The sequence below is a fragment of the Thalassospira lucentensis genome, from assembly GCF_032921865.1.
GTDB classification, from domain to species: Bacteria; Pseudomonadota; Alphaproteobacteria; order Rhodospirillales; family Thalassospiraceae; genus Thalassospira; species Thalassospira lucentensis_A.
Window position 1 is genome coordinate 1,193,188 of sequence record NZ_CP136684.1, and the last position, 20,465, is coordinate 1,213,652.

Annotated in this window: 19 protein-coding genes; 6 read left to right on the forward strand and 13 right to left on the reverse strand. The window is 54.5% G+C overall.

Annotated features, from left to right (window positions below):
* Positions 1-11: 11 nt before the first annotated feature.
* On the forward strand, positions 12-467 hold the full coding sequence (locus tag R1T41_RS06045; RefSeq protein WP_317340617.1) for a hypothetical protein: 456 nt from the start codon (positions 12-14) through the stop codon (positions 465-467).
* Here R1T41_RS06045 and R1T41_RS06050 read toward each other — a convergent pair.
* From R1T41_RS06050 to R1T41_RS06080, 7 genes are all read right to left on the reverse strand, one after another.
* A complete protein-coding gene (locus tag R1T41_RS06050; RefSeq protein WP_317340619.1) occupies positions 464-1,597 on the reverse strand; it encodes an acyl-CoA dehydrogenase in 1,134 nt (377 codons plus the stop codon). The genes R1T41_RS06045 and R1T41_RS06050 overlap by 4 nt on opposite strands.
* A 69-nt stretch (positions 1,598-1,666) precedes the next feature.
* Positions 1,667-2,287 (reverse strand): carbonic anhydrase, encoded by a 621-nt coding sequence (locus R1T41_RS06055; RefSeq protein WP_062951096.1) that lies wholly within the window; start codon positions 2,285-2,287, stop codon positions 1,667-1,669.
* Between the two features lie 106 nt (positions 2,288-2,393).
* Positions 2,394-3,581 (reverse strand): acetyl-CoA C-acyltransferase, encoded by a 1,188-nt coding sequence (locus tag R1T41_RS06060; protein WP_317340622.1) that lies wholly within the window; start codon positions 3,579-3,581, stop codon positions 2,394-2,396.
* A 29-nt stretch (positions 3,582-3,610) separates the two neighbouring features.
* Positions 3,611-4,783: an isovaleryl-CoA dehydrogenase gene (locus tag R1T41_RS06065; RefSeq protein WP_317340624.1), complete on the reverse strand. Its 1,173-nt coding sequence runs from the start codon at positions 4,781-4,783 to the stop codon at positions 3,611-3,613.
* Positions 4,784-4,846: 63 nt separating this feature from the next.
* Positions 4,847-5,314, reverse strand: a complete 468-nt coding sequence (locus tag R1T41_RS06070; protein WP_097051642.1) for a PaaI family thioesterase — start codon at positions 5,312-5,314, stop codon at positions 4,847-4,849.
* A gap of 190 nt (positions 5,315-5,504) precedes the next feature.
* Entirely contained in the window at positions 5,505-6,347 is an 843-nt protein-coding gene (locus R1T41_RS06075) for a substrate-binding periplasmic protein (RefSeq protein WP_317340626.1), read from the reverse strand.
* Positions 6,348-6,582: 235 nt separating this feature from the next.
* The gene (locus tag R1T41_RS06080; protein WP_317340628.1) at positions 6,583-8,403 is read right to left on the reverse strand and encodes a DEAD/DEAH box helicase; all 1,821 of its coding nucleotides are present in this window, start codon (positions 8,401-8,403) and stop codon (positions 6,583-6,585) included.
* Positions 8,404-8,778: 375 nt separating this feature from the next.
* Between R1T41_RS06080 and R1T41_RS06085 the strand changes: the two genes are divergently transcribed.
* Complete coding sequence (locus R1T41_RS06085; protein WP_062951089.1) at positions 8,779-10,449, forward strand: methyl-accepting chemotaxis protein; 1,671 nt, start codon at positions 8,779-8,781, stop codon at positions 10,447-10,449.
* Positions 10,450-10,556: 107 nt separating this feature from the next.
* Here the strand turns inward: R1T41_RS06085 and R1T41_RS06090 are convergent, their stop codons facing one another.
* Positions 10,557-11,417 (reverse strand): prephenate dehydratase, encoded by an 861-nt coding sequence (locus R1T41_RS06090; protein ID WP_062960594.1) that lies wholly within the window; start codon positions 11,415-11,417, stop codon positions 10,557-10,559.
* An 81-nt stretch (positions 11,418-11,498) separates the two neighbouring features.
* Positions 11,499-12,239 (reverse strand): 3-deoxy-manno-octulosonate cytidylyltransferase, encoded by a 741-nt coding sequence (locus R1T41_RS06095; RefSeq protein ID WP_317340631.1) that lies wholly within the window; start codon positions 12,237-12,239, stop codon positions 11,499-11,501.
* 338 nt (positions 12,240-12,577) lie between these two features.
* Between R1T41_RS06095 and R1T41_RS06100 the strand changes: the two genes are divergently transcribed.
* The 4 genes from R1T41_RS06100 (at position 12,578) to R1T41_RS06115 (ending at position 15,945) form a co-directional block, all read left to right on the forward strand.
* Entirely contained in the window at positions 12,578-13,273 is a 696-nt protein-coding gene (locus R1T41_RS06100) for a c-type cytochrome (protein WP_062960592.1), read from the forward strand.
* A 105-nt stretch (positions 13,274-13,378) separates the two neighbouring features.
* Positions 13,379-14,164: a histidinol-phosphatase gene (gene hisN, locus R1T41_RS06105; protein WP_317340634.1), complete on the forward strand. Its 786-nt coding sequence runs from the start codon at positions 13,379-13,381 to the stop codon at positions 14,162-14,164.
* A 95-nt stretch (positions 14,165-14,259) separates the two neighbouring features.
* Positions 14,260-15,477 carry a cation:proton antiporter gene (locus R1T41_RS06110; protein ID WP_317340636.1) on the forward strand — a complete coding sequence of 406 codons (1,218 nt, stop codon included), beginning with the start codon at positions 14,260-14,262 and terminating at the stop codon, positions 15,475-15,477.
* A gap of 84 nt (positions 15,478-15,561) precedes the next feature.
* A complete protein-coding gene (locus tag R1T41_RS06115; protein ID WP_317340637.1) occupies positions 15,562-15,945 on the forward strand; it encodes a nuclear transport factor 2 family protein in 384 nt (127 codons plus the stop codon).
* 193 nt (positions 15,946-16,138) lie between these two features.
* On the opposite strand, the gene R1T41_RS06120 is transcribed toward R1T41_RS06115, so the two are convergent.
* From R1T41_RS06120 to R1T41_RS06135, 4 genes are all read right to left on the reverse strand, one after another.
* Positions 16,139-16,807: a LysE family translocator gene (locus R1T41_RS06120; protein WP_317340638.1), complete on the reverse strand. Its 669-nt coding sequence runs from the start codon at positions 16,805-16,807 to the stop codon at positions 16,139-16,141.
* A complete protein-coding gene (locus R1T41_RS06125; RefSeq protein ID WP_317340640.1) occupies positions 16,804-17,304 on the reverse strand; it encodes a DinB family protein in 501 nt (166 codons plus the stop codon). Before R1T41_RS06125 ends, R1T41_RS06120 begins: the two co-directional genes overlap by 4 nt.
* A 56-nt stretch (positions 17,305-17,360) precedes the next feature.
* Positions 17,361-18,305: a DMT family transporter gene (locus R1T41_RS06130; protein WP_317340642.1), complete on the reverse strand. Its 945-nt coding sequence runs from the start codon at positions 18,303-18,305 to the stop codon at positions 17,361-17,363.
* A 113-nt stretch (positions 18,306-18,418) separates the two neighbouring features.
* Entirely contained in the window at positions 18,419-20,377 is a 1,959-nt protein-coding gene (locus R1T41_RS06135; RefSeq protein WP_062951075.1) for a potassium/proton antiporter, read from the reverse strand.
* Positions 20,378-20,465 lie beyond the last annotated feature (88 nt).

A 20,465-nucleotide genomic window follows, 5' to 3' on the forward strand; every position in this document is an offset into this window, starting at 1 on the left:
GGAACACAGGCATGTATCAGCCCCGTACCAAAAATTACTGCAAATCCGATCCAGCCAAACGCTGGAACCTACCCGACAGGGTCTTTTTTGCCTGCGGTGCGTGTCACATTCTCGCACACGCCTTTCTTGATCGGCACACAACAAGGACAATGCAGCCACTCTGGCTGCGCCCGTTTGAAGGTTATACCGGCAGCCATATTATCGTCATATGGAACGAGTGGGCGTTTGACTATCATGGTTATAGCAAGCGCACCGACCTAATCGCCCATTATTTCAAGCGGGCGAGACAACGCTGGCCGGAATGGAATGCAGAACTTACCCTGCTACCTCGTAACGTTCTGATATCGGAGCAAAAATCAAAGGAAATCAAAGGCCTTTGGTTACGCGAACCAGATCAGTTTCTTCACAACGCATTGCCCCGCGCCGAACGCTATCTAGATCGATTTGGCCCACCACCCGGCATTTAATCGGCCAGCGACCGCGCGATCACCATACGCTGGATGTCGGATGTGCCTTCATAGATCTGGCACACCCGGACATCACGGTAAATCCGTTCGACCGGGAAGTCTTTCAGATATCCGTAGCCACCGTGAATCTGGATCGCGGCAGAGCAAACCTGTTCGGCAATTTCGGACGCATAAAGCTTTGCCATGCAGGCCTCGGTCAGGCAGGGCTTGCCATCATCGCGCAACGCTGCTGCACGATGCACCAGCAACCGTGCCGCATCGATTTTGGTAGCCATATCGGCAAGGCGGAATGCCACCGCCTGATGATCAATGATCTTTTTACCGAACGTTTCGCGCTCATTGGCGTAATCGCGCGCAGCTTCGAACGCAGCACGCGCCATGCCGACCGACTGGGCGGCAATACCGATGCGCCCGCCCTCAAGGTTCGCAAGCGCGATCTTGTACCCCTGACCCTCTTCACCCAGCATCTTTTCCGCCGGAACGCGGCATTCAACAAAGGTGATCTGGCAGGTATCCGATGCATTCTGTCCAAGCTTTTCCTCGACCCGTGACACCACATAGCCCGGCGTATCGGTGGGCACGATAAAGGCGGAAATGCCACGTTTGCCTGCTTCCGGGTCTGTCACAGCAAACACAATCGCAACATCGCCTTCACTGCCCGATGTGATGAATTGTTTGGAGCCGTTGATAATCCAGTCGTCTCCGTCGCGCACGGCACGCGTGCGCAGTGCACTGGCATCTGATCCGGCCTGAGGTTCGGTCAGGCAAAATGCGCCGATCTTTTCGCCACGCGCCATCGGGACCAGATATTTTTCTTTCTGATTTTCGGTGCCAAATTTCAGGATTGGCATGCAACCAACCGAATTGTGTACCGACATGATGGTCGATGTTGCACCGTCGCCCGCAGCAATTTCTTCTAACGCCAGCGCATAGGCGACATGATCCATGCCCGCCCCGCCATATTCTTCGGGCACGAGCATGCCCAAAAAACCAAGCTCACCCAGCCCGGCAATCGCTTCGGCCGGGAAGGTATGGTGGATGTCCCATTTTGCGGCGTGAGGTTTGAGTTCATTTTCGGCGAACTCGCGCGCGGTATCGCGCACCATGATTTGATGTTCTTCCAACCGCATGGCGGTCACCCTCCCAATTGGGCGATGCACCAGCCATGCGATCAGAAGATCGTTTTCATCAGGCCGGGCCTATTCTTCGCCCTGAACAAATTTGTCCTGCTCGGCATCAAAGCGCCACAGGATCCCTTCTTTCATGCCGTACCACCAACCATGCAGGTTAAGGTCACCGGCATCGACCCGCTCCTTGATGAACGGGAACGTCATAAGATTTTCAAGCGAATTACGGATCGAATGCCGGGACACCTTATCCACATCCGGCCCGTGATGGAGGCAGCATTTCGCAATGCTGACCCATTCGCCGATAAAGTCACGATCAGGCACCTTGCCCGCGTCACCATGCTCGACCAAAGCCGCCATACCGCCACATCCCGAATGACCAAGAATGACGATATCCTTGACCTTAAGATCGCGAACGGCAAATTCGATTGCAGCCGACGTTCCGTGATAATTCTCGTCAGGCTCATAAGGCGGCACCAGGTTTGCCACGTTACGAACGACGAACATCTCACCCGGTTCGGCATTAGTCAAAATCGCCGGATCAACACGGGAGTCCGAACAGGCAATCAGCAGAACTTCCGGCTTTTGGCCCATATTGACCAAATCTTCTACTCGTTCAGGGCGTTGCTCGTAATACATCGCCTTGAAGCTTTTAAATCCGGCAAGCATCCGGTCGACTGTCGGTTTTGACATCACGCGAATTCCCTCATCCTCGTCAATCACTCTGGCGACAAAATAGGGTGAATTCGCGCAAGTTGGTAGCCCCAATCACTGATTTTTAGAACAACTTTAATCTGGCTCACAAAAGCTCTATGGCGACCGCAGTTGCTTCGCCACCACCAATACAAAGTGATGCCACCCCCTTGGTTCCACCATGGGTTTTAAGTGCATGGATCAAAGTCACCAGCAGACGTGCACCGGTCGCACCAATCGGATGGCCAAGCGCACAGGCACCGCCATGGATATTGACTTTGCCATGGTCAAGGTCGAGATCACGCATGGCGGCCATTGCCACCACAGCAAAGGCTTCGTTGATTTCCCAAAGATCAACGTCATCCTTGGCCCAACCGGTTTTCGCCAGCACTTTTTTAATCGAGTCAATCGGGGCGGTTGTGAACCAGCACGGCTCTTGCGCATGGGTTGCATGTCCCATGATTTTCGCCAAAGGTTTCAAACCACGTTTTTCTGCCTCGGACTGGCGCATCATTACCATTGCCGCCGCTCCGTCCGAAATGGATGCCGAATGAGCCGCTGTCACGGTACCGTCCTTACGGAATGCCGGACGCAAGGTCGGGATTTTTTCCGGTTTCGCTTTGGGCGGCTGTTCATCGGCGGAAATGGTTACATCGCCTTTACGGGTGGTAAATGACACCGGGGCAATTTCCGTATCGAAATGCCCGGCATTTGCCGCATTCTGTGCACGCGTCAGTGACGTGATTGCATAATCATCCTGCTGTTCACGGGTAAAGCCATATTTATCAACCGTCGCCTCGGCAAAGGTACCCATCGAACGACCCTTTTCATAGGCATCCTCAAGCCCATCCAGCGCCATGTGATCATAGACCTCGGTATGACCGTAACGCTGACCACTACGCATATTGGGCAGCAGGAAGGGTGCATTGGTCATGCTTTCCATACCACCAACGACCATGACATCGGCACTGCCGGCACACAGAATATCATGAGCAAACATCACGGCTTTCATGCCCGATCCGCACATCTTGTTGATCGTCGTTGCACCGGCGGAACGCGGGATGCCTGCATTCCATGCGGCCTGACGCGCCGGGGCCTGCCCCTGACCGGCGGGCAGAACGTTACCCATGATGACTTCGTCTACATCGTCGGCTGCAACACCGCCACGTTCAAGCGCGGCCTTGATGGCAACGCCGCCCAGTTCGGATGCGGTAACGGTTGCAAAATCACCCTGCATGCCGCCCATCGGGGTTCTGGCGCAGGAAACGATAACGATGGGGTCTGAATTGCTCATGAATCTGATCCTGTATTCCAAATAGGGGATTAGGCGGTTTCGCCAAAAAGCTCACGGCCGATCAACATGCGACGGATTTCGCTTGTTCCAGCACCGATTTCATAAAGCTTGGCATCGCGCAACAGGCGGCCGGTCGGATATTCGTTGATATAGCCATTGCCACCCAGCGTCTGAATGGCTTCAAGCGCCATCCAAGTTGCTTTTTCCGCAGCATAAAGGATCACACCAGCGGCATCCTTGCGCGATGTTTCACCACGATCACATGCCTTGGCAACTTCGTAAACATAGGCGCGGCAGGCATTCATTGTGGTGTACATATCGGCAATCTTGCCCTGCATTAGCTGAAACTCGCCAATCGCCTTGCCGAACTGTTTGCGTTCGTGAATATAAGGCACGACCACATCCATGCAGGCGCGCATGATACCGGTCGGGCCTGCTGCCAGAACAGCACGCTCGTAATCAAGGCCGCTCATCAAAACGCGGACACCGCCATTCAGATTGCCAAGAATGTTTTGCTCGGGCACTTCGCAATCCTGAAACACCAGTTCACAGGTGTTGGAGCCCCGCATGCCAAGCTTGTCGAGCTTCTGCGCGGTCGAGAACCCCTTGAAACCTTTTTCAATGATAAAAGCCGTAATTCCCTTGGGACCGGCATCGATATCGGTTTTGGCATAAACCACCAGCGTATCGGCATCCGGGCCATTGGTGATCCACATCTTGTTGCCGTTCAGGATGAAACGGTCGCCCTTTTTCTCGGCACGCAACTTCATCGATACCACATCCGAACCGGCCCCCGGCTCGCTCATGGCCAGCGCACCGACATGCTCGCCACTCATCAGCTTCGGCAGATACTTTGCCTTTTGTTCGGCATTGGCGTTACGCTTGATCTGATTGACGCACAGGTTGGAATGGGCCCCATAGGAAAGAGCAACCGAGGCCGATGCGCGGCTGATTTCTTCCATGGCAATCACATGTTCAAGATAGCCAAGGCCGGTGCCACCATCTTCCTCGGGAACCGTCATACCCAACAGACCGAGATCACCAAATTTGCGCCACAGATCATTGGGGAATTCATTTTTCTCATCAATCTCGGCAGCACGCGGCGCGATTTCGGCCTCAGCAAAGGATGAAACGGTTTCGCGGATCGCTTCTGCGGTCTCACCTAGATCAAATTTCAATCCGGGAAATTCGAAAAATGCCATGATAATTATCCTGCCCTAGAATGGAGTTCTGTTTGGTCACGGGTATAAGACCCGCTTGATGGTTTAAGCCGCTGCGTCGCCCAGAAGTTCTGGCGGCAGCTTCATCACTTTCAGTGTCTGAAGCGAAGTCGCGCACAGAACCGGTTCGCCATCCTTGCTGCCGAAAACATCAATGCGCGTAACAATAATCGACCTACCGCGCGAAACGACTTCACCCACCGCCCGCAATTCCTGCCCGATGCCCGGTGCAACGATATTAAGCTTGTATTCGATGGTCAGCATGCCCTGATCTTCGGCAACAAGGCTCCATCCGGCGAAACCGCCTGCAATGTCCGCAAGCCCGGCAATCAGACCGCCGTGAAAATAGCCATTGTGCTGGATCAGATCGGCACGCGACGGAACCACAATCTCGACCCGCCCCGGCTTCACGTCGATGACCTCAGCCCCAATCGACAGATTGTAGGGTTGCTGACGAAACCGATGTCGGACTTCGACATCATAATTCGGATTTTGCGGCTCAAACTGTGCCATTTCTCGGTCCTGTTCTGCCTGCGGCCATTCCGGCCCAATCTTTTTAATAACCGGGAATGACGGGTTGTGACGCGATTCCGTTTTAGTTTACGTTTACGTTAACGTCAAATCAAATCCGCACAACTATACCGATTTATGATCGCAACAGGTCAGGTACCGGTTTTCAAAAGTTTTCTGGGATTAGCAGGGATCAGTTTGTACCCGCGCTCCAGCGGGAGATGCTGGCTTCGAGCATATCGGTCATCACGTCGTCGTTCACCAGCTTGAACAAGGCTTGCGCGATCCGACCGCGCAATGCACCAGTATTGCATGGCGACTTGTGTGACATGGTCAGATACAGGCTTTCTTCACTGACCGGAACGTCGTAACTGCGGATGCCGTCAATATTTTCCCGCGCAGCAAAAGCTTTGCCGGGAAATTCTTCATAAATCAGATATTCGCCGCGATCACGATCCAGCATCTTCAGGCCCTGTTCCAGACTTGGGACTTCGCGGATCATCAGGTTTTGGGCCGCGTAGGTATCAAACCCCTGACCAAAACTGTTATTGATCACGGTAAGACCTTCAAGCCCGCGAAGGTCCGACCACTGGCGATAATTGATATCGATATTGTCCTTGGTCCAGATGACAGTGCGCGTCCCCTGAAATGCGGGATAAAAATAATCCATGTATTCGAGCCGCGGAACGGTGAAGAAAGCCCCGGCAATCATATCGATCCCGCCTTCGCGCATATGCTGCTGCACGCGCCCCCAGCTGCCGGTATTAACAACCTCGATCACGATACCCGCAGCTTCGCCAACGCGCTGAAGAAAATCTGCTGCCGCGCCAATCAAATGATTGCTGCCATCTTCTGCTGGCCAGAGATAAGGCGGATAATCAGGATTTCCGGATGCCAGCAGACGGGTACAATCGCGCCCGCCATCATCATTGACGGCAAGATGCTGCGATGCGTCGTGGGAATGCGCAATATTTGCCAGCAACAGTCCGGCAGCACAAACCGCCCCCGCAAACCCTGTCCGGGTTATAAATTGCATATCCACCACTCTCCAACTGCATTATCGATCACACAGCGTCGATTGTTTTATGAAGTATGTAAGAAGGCACACGAACATATTCATCATACAGAATATGTTTTTTAGCACATTATCACAGACATTCTCCAACTGCGCGATGAGACAGAAACCAAAGAAGCCCCCGCAGAGCGGAGGCTTCTTTTAAAATCTTCAGATTTCCCGGATATTCCAGCCAGAGCCAGAAAGAGGAGATACCTTAGGCGGAACGGCGTTTCATGCCCTGGTTGCCACCACGGGCTTCACCACGGCCACCTTCGGCACGGCGCGGACGATCACTGAAATCACGACCGCGGGTATCGCGATCACGATTTTTGAAACCACGTTCACCGCGCGGCTTGTCAGCAAAACGACGCTCGCCATCACGTGCCGGTGCACCTTCGCCACGCGGGCGGAAGTTGGTGCCACGATCCGTACGCTCGGTACGATCAGAACGCTCGGCACGATCCGGACGCTGATCGCTAGCAGCGCGGTCAAAACGCGGTTTGCGATCAAAACGGTCACCACCGCGATCATTACGATCCGAACGGGCCGGACGATCGCCACCGCGATCACCACGCGGCTGATCTGACTGGCCAAAACGACGACCACCGTCACGATCGCCACCAAAAGCACGACCGCCTTCGCGATCACCTTCGAAACGGCGCGCACCATCACGGTCACCTTCGGCACGACGCGGACCGCCGAATGAACGGGCACCGTCGCGGGCGCCATCACGGCCACCACCAAATCCACCGCGACCACCACGGCCAGCATCGCGACTACCGTCACGACCGCCGCCGAAACCGCCACGACCACGACCGCCATCACGACCACCGCCAAATCCGCCGCGACCACCACGACCACCATCGCGACCGCCGCCGCCCGACGAACGGGCAGGCGGAGCCGAATGGAATTCATGATCTTCGTCGATTTCAACCTGCTGGCCGATCACGCGTTCAATGTTGCGCAAATGACGAACGTCACGCGGTTCGCAGAACGAAATCGCAATACCTTCGGCACTGCCGCGACCGGTACGGCCAATGCGGTGCACATAGTTTTCCGGATCGGTCGGCAGGTCATAGTTGATGACATGCGTGATGCCCGGAACGTCAATACCACGTGCTGCAACGTCAGTTGCGATCAGGACCGGGAACTGGCCATTACGGAAATTCCGCAGGATTTTCTGGCGAATACGCTGCTGCTTGTCACCATGGATGGCGTCGGTATCAACACCTTCATCGCGCAACTGGAACGAAAGTTCGTCCGCATCGGCTTTGGTTTTGGTGAAAACAAGTACGCGTTCGCTTTCCTGACGTTTCAGCAACTGAACCAGAAGCGAGGTCTTGTCGTGACGTTTCACGAACATGCCACGCTGGGTAACACGCTCGGTCACGCTGGACTGCGGCGCGGTTTCAACCTTAACCGGATTGTTCAACAGACGGTCGGTCAGATGTTTGACAGCCGGCGGCATGGTTGCCGAGAACATCACCGTCTGGTGCTCACGTGGCAGCACTTCGGCAACGGTCAGAACGTCTTCTGAGAAACCCATATCGAGCATACGGTCGGCTTCATCAAGGATGAAGACTTCGATATCGTCGAAACGGATGGTGTTGCGTGACATATGGTCAAGCAGACGACCCGGGGTCGCAACCAGGATATCAACGCCACGGCGCAATTCCTGAATCTGCGGGCCCATCGGCGAGCCGCCATAAACAACGGAAGAAAACAGGCGAATGCCTTTTTTGAAATCGCGCAGGCACTGTCCAATCTGATTTACCAGTTCACGCGTCGGCGCCAGAATAAGCGCGCGCGGCTGACCCGGTGCCGGGCGTTTCGGATTTTCGGCAAGACGCTGCAACAGCGGCAGGCAGAATGCGGCGGTTTTACCACCACCCGTCTGGGAAATCCCCATCAGGTCACGACCTTCAAGCAATGCCGGAATGGTTTTTGCCTGAATCTCGGTCGGTGCGGTGAAACCGGTAGCTTCAACGTTGCGCAGCAGGGGCTCGATAAGGTTGAGCCCTTCAAAATTAGTCATAAAGGAAAGTCCTTCAAAATCCGGTCGGCGCCATGTTCGCGCCATGATGTGCCTGCTCGACAGCAATAGCGACCGGTGCACGGCGATCAAGCCGCTGCTTCGGACCCTGCATGAGAGGCATATGATGAGGCCATGACGTCATCACGTCATCGCCGCCCTCGCCTTTTCACACAGTTCCTGACAGCTCAATCTGCCCTACAAGCGAAGGAATGAAGCGGGTGATACAGGCCCCTCGGAACAAAGTCAATCAATCCCTGCGCCGGGCAGCCATGCAAAAACGCATTTATCATTCCCATATGTAACACCGAATTAATCTATCGATATCGAATTTGTGCGCATTATCGGCCGGTTACACAACATTCAAGGGGATGGACCATGCGGTTTCGGGTTGTTACGGGGATTTTCTCAATCCCGGCGATCTGCCTGCTGACGCTGATCGCGATTATCGCAACGGTGGCACTGAATTATCAAAGCAGCCTGCGAAACGGGAAGTTCGAACAGATCGAACATCTGACCGAAGGTGCGGTCACAATCGTCAATGCATATATCGCCAAAGTTAAAGCTGGCGACATGGACGAAAATACCGCCAAGGCAGAGGCTCTTGCCCTTCTCAATGCCTATCGGTTCGATGGCGAGAACTATATTTATGCATCCGACTACAGCCATTGCATGGTTCTGGATCCTCTTAGCCCCGGTGACGTTGGCAAATGTAATCCCGACAGCAAAGTACGCCAAAAGATCGTCAGCACCGCCAAAGCCGGTGGTGGTGTCATCACCTATGAAACCAAAAAGCCGGGCGAAGGCGACCGCCTTATCGAAAAGGCGGCCTATGTCCGCCCGATCCCGGAGTGGAACTGGGCACTTGGCGCTGGCGTCTATATGGATGATGTTGCTGCAGAATTTCAGTCTGTTATGCAACGTATTGCGATCATTTCCGTCATCGCCATCATCATTGCGGGCGTTCTGTCCTGGTTCGTCGGGACCCGTATCACCAAAAGCATCGTGGGCCTGAACCGCTCCATCGCGACAATTGCCGAAGGCAATTATCAGGCACCGGTTGATACCGAGTCCAACTTTACCGAAATCGGCGATATGGCATCCGGCGTTCTTGCCCTGCGCGACAAATCCGCACAGGCCCAGCAGCTTGAAAAAGATGCGGCCCTCCAGAAACAGAAAGCCGAAGAAGAACGTCGTACCAATATCCGCAACATCGCCAAAAAACTCGAAAGTGAAGTTGGCGGTATCGCCGGTGCCGTTGACCAGTCGGTTAAACGCAGTGGCGATCTTGCGATCAGCATGTCGCACAACGCCGAAGGTATTCTGGATCAAAGCCAGCAGGTCGCTTCTGCCGCCGGATCGGTGTCACAGAATGTCGACGCGGTTGCCGCCGCAACCGAGGAACTTTCATCCTCGATCACGGAAATCAACGTCCAGATTTCCCAGATGTCCAACACAGTCGAACGCGCAACACATGAAAGTCAAAGTGCATCAAATGATGTTGGCGGCCTGTCAGATGCTGTCGACAAGATCAAGGAAATCGTCAGCCTGATCAATGACATCGCAGGCCAGACCAACCTTCTGGCGCTAAACGCAACCATCGAGGCCGCCCGTGCTGGCGATGCCGGCAAAGGCTTTGCCGTTGTCGCAAGTGAGGTCAAGAACCTCGCCACCCAGACAGGACGCGCAACCGAGGAAATCGCAGCCCAGATCAACGGTATCGTCGAAGGCACAGAACGCGCTGTCACCGGCATTTCACGTGTGTCGGAAACCATCGACCAGGTTCGATCTGCCTCGACCGCCATTGCAGCCGCAATTGAGGAACAGGGCGCCGCGACGCAGGAAATTGCCGGCAATGCGAACCGCAGTGCCGATGGCGTGAAACAGATCTCCTACAGCGTCGATCAGACCATGAAGAATGCGCAAAGCACGACAACCCACGCAGGCGATCTGCGCAATGCGTCCGAAGAACTTTCTTCACGTTCTTCGGAACTGACCCAGATCATTCAGCGATTCTCAAACGACCTAGTCAAACAGGCCGAAAATTGATCCTTGCTGAAAACAGCCTAGCGCATAAATAAGAAAACGGGCCATTTCCTTTAGAATGGCCCGTTTTGCTTATCTTATGACTGATCGCAAGAGGATTTTAACCCGATCTATTCCGCCGGAAGATCATTTTCCCGACGGAAGGAATGGGATGGATAAACACCCAGAATGCGAACCTCGTGCGAGAAGAACTGGAGTTCCTCCAATGCATGACGCAGACCAAGCTGTTCGGGATGGGCTTCGACCTCGGCAAAGAACTGGGTCGCGGTGAAATGCCCCTCAACCATATAGCTTTCAAGCTTGGTCATGTTGATGCCGTTGGTTGCAAAACCGCCAAGGGCCTTGTATAGGGCAGCCGCAACGTTGCGGACGCGGAAGACGAAGCTTGTCACCACCGGCGTGCCGTCGTTGGCGATATCAAGCGGCTCGCGCGCCAGAATAATGAAACGGGTCGTGTTATGCTCAGCATCCTCGACCTCGGTACGCAGCACATCAAGACCGTAGATTTCTGCGGCAAGTACCGGCGCAATCGCCGCAATGCTTTTATCGCCCAGATCAGCAACTTCCTTGGCACATCCGGCAGTGTCCGGACCAACAACGGTGTTCACGCCAAGTTCCCGACGGATTTTGCGGCACTGACCCAGTGCGTGAACGTGGCTTCGGATTTCCTTGATATCCGAAATCTTCGCCCCCGGAACCGCGACCAGCGCATGATTGATCCGCAGGAACGTCTCGCCAATGATATGCACACCGGAATCGGGCAAAATGTGATGAACATCCGCCACGCGACCGGCCAGAGTGTTATCAATCGGGATCACAGCCAGATCGACATCGCCGTCGCGCAATGCACCAAATGCGCCCTCAAACGTCCGGCAAGGTACAGTCGTCGCCCCCGGAAAGGCGCGCCGGGCTGCCTGATCGGAGTAGGCACCGTGCATTCCTTGAAAAGCGATACGTTGTTGGGCAGTCATCTGGTTGTTTCCTGATATCTAATATGATTTCCATGTTGCATCCTGCGGCTTTACCGCCAGACAAAACATAGAAAAGCCTAATTACGCGCCCAGCACAAGTCGTGCGCGTTCAAGGTCTTCGGGAGTATCAACGCCAAGTGGGACGCCGTTCACAAGGGCAACTGCGATCACCATGCCGTTTTCAAGTGCACGCAACTGTTCAAGCTTTTCACGCATTTCAAGTTCAGCAGGCGGAAGACTGACAAACCGGTCAAGCGCCGCCCGGCGATAGGTATAAAGCCCGATATGGTGATAAAGCGGCCCATCGCCATGGGGGGCTGTCGCGCGCGTGAAGTAAAGTGCGCGTGCAACCCTACCGGCACCAAAGGCGGCAACCGCCTTGACCACATTGGGATTGGTCCGTTCTTCTTCGCGCGTAATTGCGGCTGCCAGAGTCGCGATATCGACATTCGGATCGGCAAGTGGCTCGAACACCGCCCGAATATCTGCCGTATCAATCGTCGGCAGGTCCCCCTGCACATTGACCACGGCATCATATTTTCCTTCCGGATCAAAGCTTTGCAGCGCCTGATGCACGCGGTCCGATCCGCTGGGCAGATCCGGATCGGTCAAAACAGCAATCCCGCCAGCCGCCGTAACGGCATCGACGATTTCCTGTTCGGCACAAGCCACGATAACCGGGCCGATTCCGGCCTCGGTGGCCCGACGCCAGACATGAACAATCATCGGCTCCCCGTGAATATCGGCCAACGGCTTGTTGGGCAGGCGTGTCGATGCCATGCGGGCAGGAATAACGACAACGGGATTGCGCGGCGTAGTCATCTTGGGCCTCCGGATTGGCTTGATCCTGCTTTGATCTCGCGCAAAGCGCGTGTCTGATGACCTGTGCAAGAAACAATGGCTTGATTCGGCGGGACAATAGCCGGTTTTGGGGATTTTGCGAAAGACGGAATTGAATATGACGAAGGTCTATCTCGTCTGTTTTCGCCTTTGTGTTTAAGAAAGGTTGATGCAAATCTCTGAAACGTATAGTTTTCCCTCCGACCGGTCTGACCTGCTGTCGCATGCGCGCTCTTGTGATCTTTAAGAGCGTTTTGGGGGCGCATGGGTCAGCTGTTAAAAAAGAAACCTGAGAGTGATTAGGCTGTAGGGATCCCGTCATGAAAACGATGGAAATCAACAAGATCGTCGCCGGTGTTATCTGTGCTGTGCTTTTGGTCATAGTTGTTGGCAAGATCGGAAGTGCCCTTGTGCACCCCGATGAACTGGAATCGCCCGTTTACCCGTTCTCCGAAGAACTGATGGCCGGTGCTAGCGCGCCTGCTGCCGCACCGGCAGAGCCCGCCGGGCCGGAGCCGATTCTGGCAATGCTTGCTTCGGCTGACCTCGCTGAGGGCGAGAAAGTCTTCAAAAAATGCGCATCATGCCACGACGTCGAAAAAGGCGGCCCGAACAAAACCGGCCCGAACCTTTATGGTATTGTCGGCAACGATTTCGCCCACAAGGGTGACTTCGCCTATTCCGATGGCATGGCCAACCATGGCGGGACTTGGGGCTGGGAAGAGCTTAACCACTTCCTTTACAAGCCGCGCGATTACGTTGAAGGCACGAAAATGAGCTTCGGGGGCCTGAAAAAGCCTGAGGAGCGCGCCGCTGTCATCGCATGGCTGAACAGCAAGTCGGATAATCCACTGCCTTATCCTGATCCGGCAGAAGCCGCTGCAGGTGAAACCACCGACGCAGCCGCAGATGCCCCGGCCGAGGCTGCGGAATCCAACGATGCGGCTGCTGAAGAAGCACCTGCGGCAGACGCACCGGCAGAACCTGCAGTAGAGGGTGAAGCACCCGCCCAATAAAGGGCAGGAAAATTCACCGGATAATCGATTGATTTTTTACAGGGGACAGGTAACTGTCCCCTGTTTTCGTTCGCGGCCAATCATTTCAAGCAGGGATTCGTTTTAATGGAAAATCTCGACCACTTTCTGGAGATCGCCCACAAGCTGGCCGATACCGCCCGTCCGGTCGTGCACCAGTATTACCGCACCCCCGTAGCAGTTGACGTCAAGGCTGATGCAAGCCCAGTGACCATTGCCGACCGCGAAGTTGAAACCGCGATGCGTGCAATTCTGTCGGCAGAACTTCCTGATCACGGAATTCTTGGCGAAGAACATGGCCGCCACAATATCGATGCCGATTTTGTCTGGGTCCTTGATCCGATTGATGGCACCAAGTCGTTCATCGCGGGCAAACCAAGCTTCGCGACCCTGATTGCGCTGTGCCATAAAGGCGTCCCCATACTTGGCATCATTGATCAGGCCATCACGAATGAACGCTGGGTTGGGGTTATGGGGCGCCCGAGCACGATGAATGGTAACGAAATCAACGCGCGTGAATGCGAAACGCTTGATACCGCGACTTTCTTTACCACTGCCCCGGAACTTTTCCGAACCGATGCCTCGACACGAGCCTACAAGGCCATCTCGGAGAAATGCCGCCAGCCGATGTATGGCGTTGATGCCTATGCCTATGGTCTGGTTGCGCTTGGCTTTGCCGATACCGTGGTTGAATGCGGTTTGCAGGCATATGATTTTTGTGCCCTTGTCCCCGTTGTTGAAGGTGCGGGTGGCGTTATGACCGATTGGCAGGGCAAGCCACTTACGATTTTCAGTGATGGTGCCGTCATCGCGAGTGGCGACGCACGATGCCATCAGAATGTTCTTTCCACCATCCGGGCAGCAACAGCCTGATCTCTCTTCCAGCCCTTCGCTTTCCGCCTTTGATGTTTGGTATTTGCCTTGAATTGCGGCAATATATCCAATGAACCAATCAGTTAGGCTGTATCATGTTCGAATGGGTCATCATCCTTTTTCTGGGATCGGGACTGCTTTACGGGTTGCAGTCACGCAGACTGCAACGAAGCAATATATCTTCGCCCATGATGATGGCCTTGGCCGGGGCGCTAATCGCCGTACCGCTCGGCATATGGCATGAGGCACCGCTGACCCCCTTTGCCGATCGCATTCCCTTTGCCACCAGCTTTTCCGAAATGACGCTGGCGATCATCCTGTTCCTTGACGCCGCCGTTCTTGATTACCGCAAGGAAAGGCCCGCCATCCGGCTTGCCAATCGGTTGCTTCTGATCGGTTTGCCGCTAACAATTGGTGTGACATGGGCCTTTATCATTGGCCTACATCCATCCGTTGGTGTCTTGCCCGCCCTTATACTGGCACTGATCGTTAGCCCGACAGATGCAGCCCTTGGCCGGCCGGTGATGGAAAACACCGCCGTCCCCGACCCGGTGCGACAGGGCATCAATATCGAAAGTGGCCTGAATGACGGGCTGGTTTTGCCGGTATTCACTGCGGTCGTATTGCTCGAGGCCGACCTTGTTGGCGAAAGCAGCAACAATTGGCTGACAGAGGCGGCGATTGAAATTTCCGTCGGCGCCGGGGTCGGGCTTCTGGCCGGATATGTCATCGGCCAGATCGTCAATCACGCGGTCACCACCAACACCATCATCGACCGCTTCGAAAGGTTGCTCGGCGTACTCGCTGCGCTGTTCATCTTTTTCCTCAGCGAAAAACTTGGCGGAAACGGCTTTGTTGCGGCCTTCGCAGGTGGCCTTGCTCTTAACATCTCGTCAGAACAGGTCCGCGAAACCATCGAAAGCTTTGGTGAAGCAGAATCAGAGCTGCTTACCATGCTGACCTTCTTCATTTTCGGTCTGGTGGTCATACCGGCAGTATATCAGCTTTGGACATGGGAAATGCTGATCTTCTCGATCGTCAGTCTCGCGATCCTGCGCCCGCTTTGCGTCTGGCTTTGCATGATCGGTAGCCCCTACAGTCTGGCCGAAAAACTCTATATCGGCTGGTTTGGCCCACGTGGCATCGCGTCGGTTATTTACCTGCTGATCATGATCACCATGATCGATCCGAGGGGTTATGAATCCCTGATTGCCGCCGCCGTCATGATCGTCGCCATTAGCTTAACCGCGCATGGCCTGTCAGCCGCCCCACTTTCAAATATGCTGGTTCGTCATCTCGCTAAAAACGACTGAAACGCCGATCACAGCAAACAGCTTCAAGCTCACACAAAGCCAACGCACTCATCAATCAATCAATAATTACATCGAGGCATCCAAATGTCTGACTATATCGGTTCTGATATCATTCACCCGGTCGCAAAACAGCTTGATACCTATAACGCCCACGACATTGATGCTTTTATGCAGTGGTGGGCCGATGACTGCCAATACTACGCTTTCCCCGACGAACTTTTGGCCAATGGTGCAACCGAAATCCGCGCACGCCATGTAACCCGTTTTCAAGAACCCGATCTGTGTGGATTACTGCTTTCGCGCATGGTCATGGACAATATGGTGATTGATCACGAAACGGTCACACGTACCTTTCCCAATGGCGTCGGGGAACTTGACGTGATCTGCATTTACCTCATCGAAGACGGCAAGATTGCAAAGGCTTGGTTTAAAACCGGCACACCGCGCCTACATAAACAACCTAGATAAAAAGGCGCCCGGTTCTGAGGATAACCCAGCCGGGCGCAAGTCTTGGTTTGCAGTAAGAGAGCTCTGGATGGAGTGTAAAATCCAGAGGGCCCGGTTACCAATCCGGACCAAGGACCTTCGCACCTGAATACGAAAGTCCGGCATCGTCACCCTTCGCAACCGGTTGGAAACGAAGGGTGACGAATTCGATAAATCACCGCTCGGTCAGTGCCAGCCGGACACCAAGTGCGATAAACATCCCTCCAAGCGAACGCTGCAGCCAAATAGCAAGCAATCCGTTACCCCGAAGGCGGGTCGCGGCAAATCCGATGGAAAACACCACGACCGTCTCGACACAAAAACCGATCACATTGACCAATGTGCCAAGCACCAGAAACTGAACCGCACCATCCCCCACCGCGGGGTCAACAAACTGTGGCAGAAACGCCATAAAGAAAATCGCGACTTTGGGATTAAGTACATCGATCATCGCGCCCTGACGCCACGCCTGGAAGGCTGTCATCGTCCGTATCGGAAACCGTTCTGCGGCAGATATTTCAGATGCCGCATCATCCGGGCCATGCTTGGCAAAACTGCTGCGCAAGGCACCAATCCCCAGCCACACCAGATATGCGACTCCCACCCATTTCACCACCGAGAATGCCAGTGCCGATGTCGCCAGAATAGCCGAAAGCCCAAGGGCTGCGGCAACCACATGCACAAAGGCACCGGAACAAACGCCAAGACTGGAAAACACCCCGATCTTACGACCATGGATCGCGGTCTGCGCAGTGATATAAGCCAGATCCGGCCCGGGCGAGATATTGAGCAAAAGAGCTGCAATCAGAAATGGCGTGTACTGAATCAGAAGATCGGCCATCATGCATCGGCCTCCAGACAGTAATAAACCAGATCAATCGCAAGCGGCTTTACTCCGGCCTCGATCAACATGGAATGCAGTTGCCCACGGTGGTGTGTCTGGTGATTGAACATATGTGCCAAAATCATTTCACTCGGCAGGGTATATTCGCCGGCCAGCATCGATTGATAGGACAAATCGCTTGCCAGCGTGTCCGCATCAAGTTGCTCGGTAAAAGCGATGATTTTGGCATCCTGTGCCTCGCGCGCGGCGCGGAATTCGTCAAATCGGGCATGTAGCACGGTATCAAGTGCCAGACGTTCGGGCGTACCGACCAGACGTCCCAGCCATAAACGATCTGCCACCAGAAGATGGTTCAGTGTCCTGATGATAGACGGGAAAAAGGCCGCACGTGGCGCGGCAAGCGCACCGGCATCAAGGTCGGCACAAGCGTCGAGAACATGCTGGTTTGCCCACCTGTTATAGAGGGCCATCCGTTGAAAATAGGCAACACCGTTCATCGCATTTCATCCGTCGTCATCTCGTCGCAACACCTGTTAGTTCGAAGCCGTAGACATTATCTGGCCTTTACGTCGCAGGGTGTTGACGCTGGCTTAGTGCCTGTTGTCTGCATCGCAATGACCGCCGGTTTGTGCATTCGCTTGGTCAGGATCACGATATTACCCAGCAGAGTAAGGCCGACGCCTAGAACGATATTGCTGTCCCAGACAAATCCTTCAAACCAGGTCGACAGCAAAAGCGCTACCACCGGAAACATGACGGAACTATATGCCGCACGATCCGGACCGATCTTGCCCAATAGTGTCAGGTAAGAGCCAAACGCCAGCACAGATCCGAACAGGGAAAGATAAATCAGCGCGGCAACAAAGGACGGGCTGGTATCAAAGGTAAACGGAATACCGGCAGCAAGGATGTATCCGATCAACAGGATCGAGCCATACATCATGCCATAAGCATTCGCCTGAAGAACCGGAATGCCGCGCGCCTGATTGCGCGCCGATGCCATATTGCCGAGGGATGCGATATAACTGCCCGCAAGCGAAACCAGCAAACCAACGCTACCACCTGCTGCCAGATCAAACATCGCCAGATCACGCGCGAACACCAGCGAAATTCCGCCAAGCCCGATTGCCGCCCCGATCAAAGTCCGTGTTTCGGGCCGTCGTTTGAAAAATATCGCACCATTAATCATGTTCATGATGACGATGGTCGAGAACACCACAGCCAAAAGGCCCGAGGTCAAATGGGCGCTGGCGATGTAAATCAACACATAATTCAATGAAAACAGGCACACGCCAAGGGCGGCCATGAATACATGATCACGCAGGGAATAACGCATTGGCAGGCGGCGGATCACGCACCATGCCATCAGAATTACTGCCGCCAGAACAAACCGATAGGCAACAGCCAGTTCCGGCCCGACCGAAAGCTGGTACTGGATCGCGATCCAGGTGCTTCCCCAGATCAGAACGACAGCGCTATATAATCCAAGCGGGCCCATAACGGCACTCCAACGAAATCAATCGCTGGAATTTAGGGCAGTTTGCGCCATTCGCACAAACCAGCAAAACTTATCTATCAATTAGATAGGCTAATCCCTTTGCCAATCCATGCTCAGGATTTGTCGGACTGTCCTGCTTCTGTCCGCACCGGTCCGACATCATCATCTCCGCCGTCATTGGCTGCCACTTCAATGCCCGACATGTCCTCGACCGGCTCTGTGATTTCATCGGAATCAAGGACATCATCACCACGCTGCTTGCGCATTTTTTCACGCAGTCGACGGCGCTGCCATTCCTTCCATATTGCCAGCAATTCTGTCCGCGAATGGAACATCGGCAGATGCCGTTTCGGCTTGACCGGCTTCTGTTCGACCGCCATGCCAACTTCGACAATTTCGTGTGTGTCATCGATCCGGCGAACAATCAGCTCAACCATACCATAGGCAACCCGATCCCCGGGTTCGATATCCCCCGAAAGATTGCGCTCGAGAATTTCGGCAACGGTTGCCTCTTCGTCCTCTTCCTTGACCGCAAAGCCATAAAGACGACCGACATCGGCGATACGCGTATCGGGAGGAAAACTGAAATCACCAAACAGGTCGATATCATTTGCCCCTTCGGCCGGACCGGCAAACAATTGATCAAGCAGTTCGACATGGCGTGGCGGGGTAATAATATAGACCTGATCGCCACCTTCAATCCGCCCGGCACTGTGCGGGCGTAACGATTTGCCATCCCGCAGGATCAGGCTCGGCCGTGCCCAGCGCGGAATACGGTGACCCGTTGCCACTGCACTTTCATCATGAACGCGATAAACAACGATCTCCTGATTGGCGTTGCCCGGCAGCTCAAGGTCAATACGATCCACCGGCCCATGTCGCGGCGGAATCATAATGCCAAGCCACCGCGCCATCAGCCGGATCGTCCACCCCTGCAAAAGCAGCGATGTGATTACAACAATAAATGCCGTGTTGAACAGCAACTGTCCGTATTCGACGCCCTCAACCATCGGTACGATCGCAAGCAGGATGGAAACCGCCCCGCGCAAGCCGACCCATGAAATGAAGGCAGTATCGTTGCGTGAAAAGTTAAAGAACATCAGGCAAAGCCATACCGCCACCGGGCGCGCGATAAACACCAGCACCAGTGCCAGAATAACACCCGGAATGACCACTTCGCCAAACTGTGACGGGGTTGCCAGCAGGCCCATGGTGACAAACATCGCGATCTGCGCCAGCCATGTCGTGACATGCTGAAACCTGCGCACACCAACGCTCATGCGCATCTGGCTGTTGCCGGCATAAAGACCGGCGACATAAACCGCCAGAAATCCGCTGCCACCAACGATACTTGTCGCACCAAACAGGCTGAGCGCGCAGGCAAGCGTGACAATGGGAACAAGGGCCGGTTCAAGCTTGACCCGATTGATCATCTGGACGATAGCCATACCACCCAGAAGTCCCAGAATACCGCCAAGCCCGATTTGCAGGACAAACCGTTCAAGCAATTCCAGTGCAAGGTTGTCCCCGCCCCCCTGCATGATCAGTTCGACCAGTGAAATGGTCAGAAACACCGCCATGGGATCGTTCGAACCGGACTCGACTTCAAGCGTGCTGCGCGTGCGATCACGCAAATTGATCCCGCCAACCCGCAGCAGGAAAAATACTGCCGCCGCATCCGTTGAACTGACAATCGCCCCGAAAAGCAGTGCCACCAGCCAGGGCACATCCAGCACGAGCCACGTGACCCCGCCAACCACCCCCGTGGTCAGCATGACCCCCACCGTCGCCAGTACAAGCGACGGTGCTGCTGCAATTTTCAATGTTCGAAGCTGGGTTTCAAATCCGCTATCAAACAGGATCATCGCAAGCGCGATAGACCCGATAAAATAGGCCAGCGGCGCATTATCGAAATTAATGCCGCCAATCCCGTCTTCTCCGGCCCCAAGCCCGACAAACAGGAACACAAGCAGCAATGGTGCCCCAACCCGGAAACTAATCAGGCTGGTAAAAACAGCAACGACAACCAGAACCGATGCAATCAGGATCACCAGATTCATCGATTCGATCATATTTGCCGTCTCCATCCTGTTTGTCATTACCCGTGGGACAGGCCCAAAGGCCTGTCAGGTTCCTGTCGCACGCCAGTTACGACGGGAA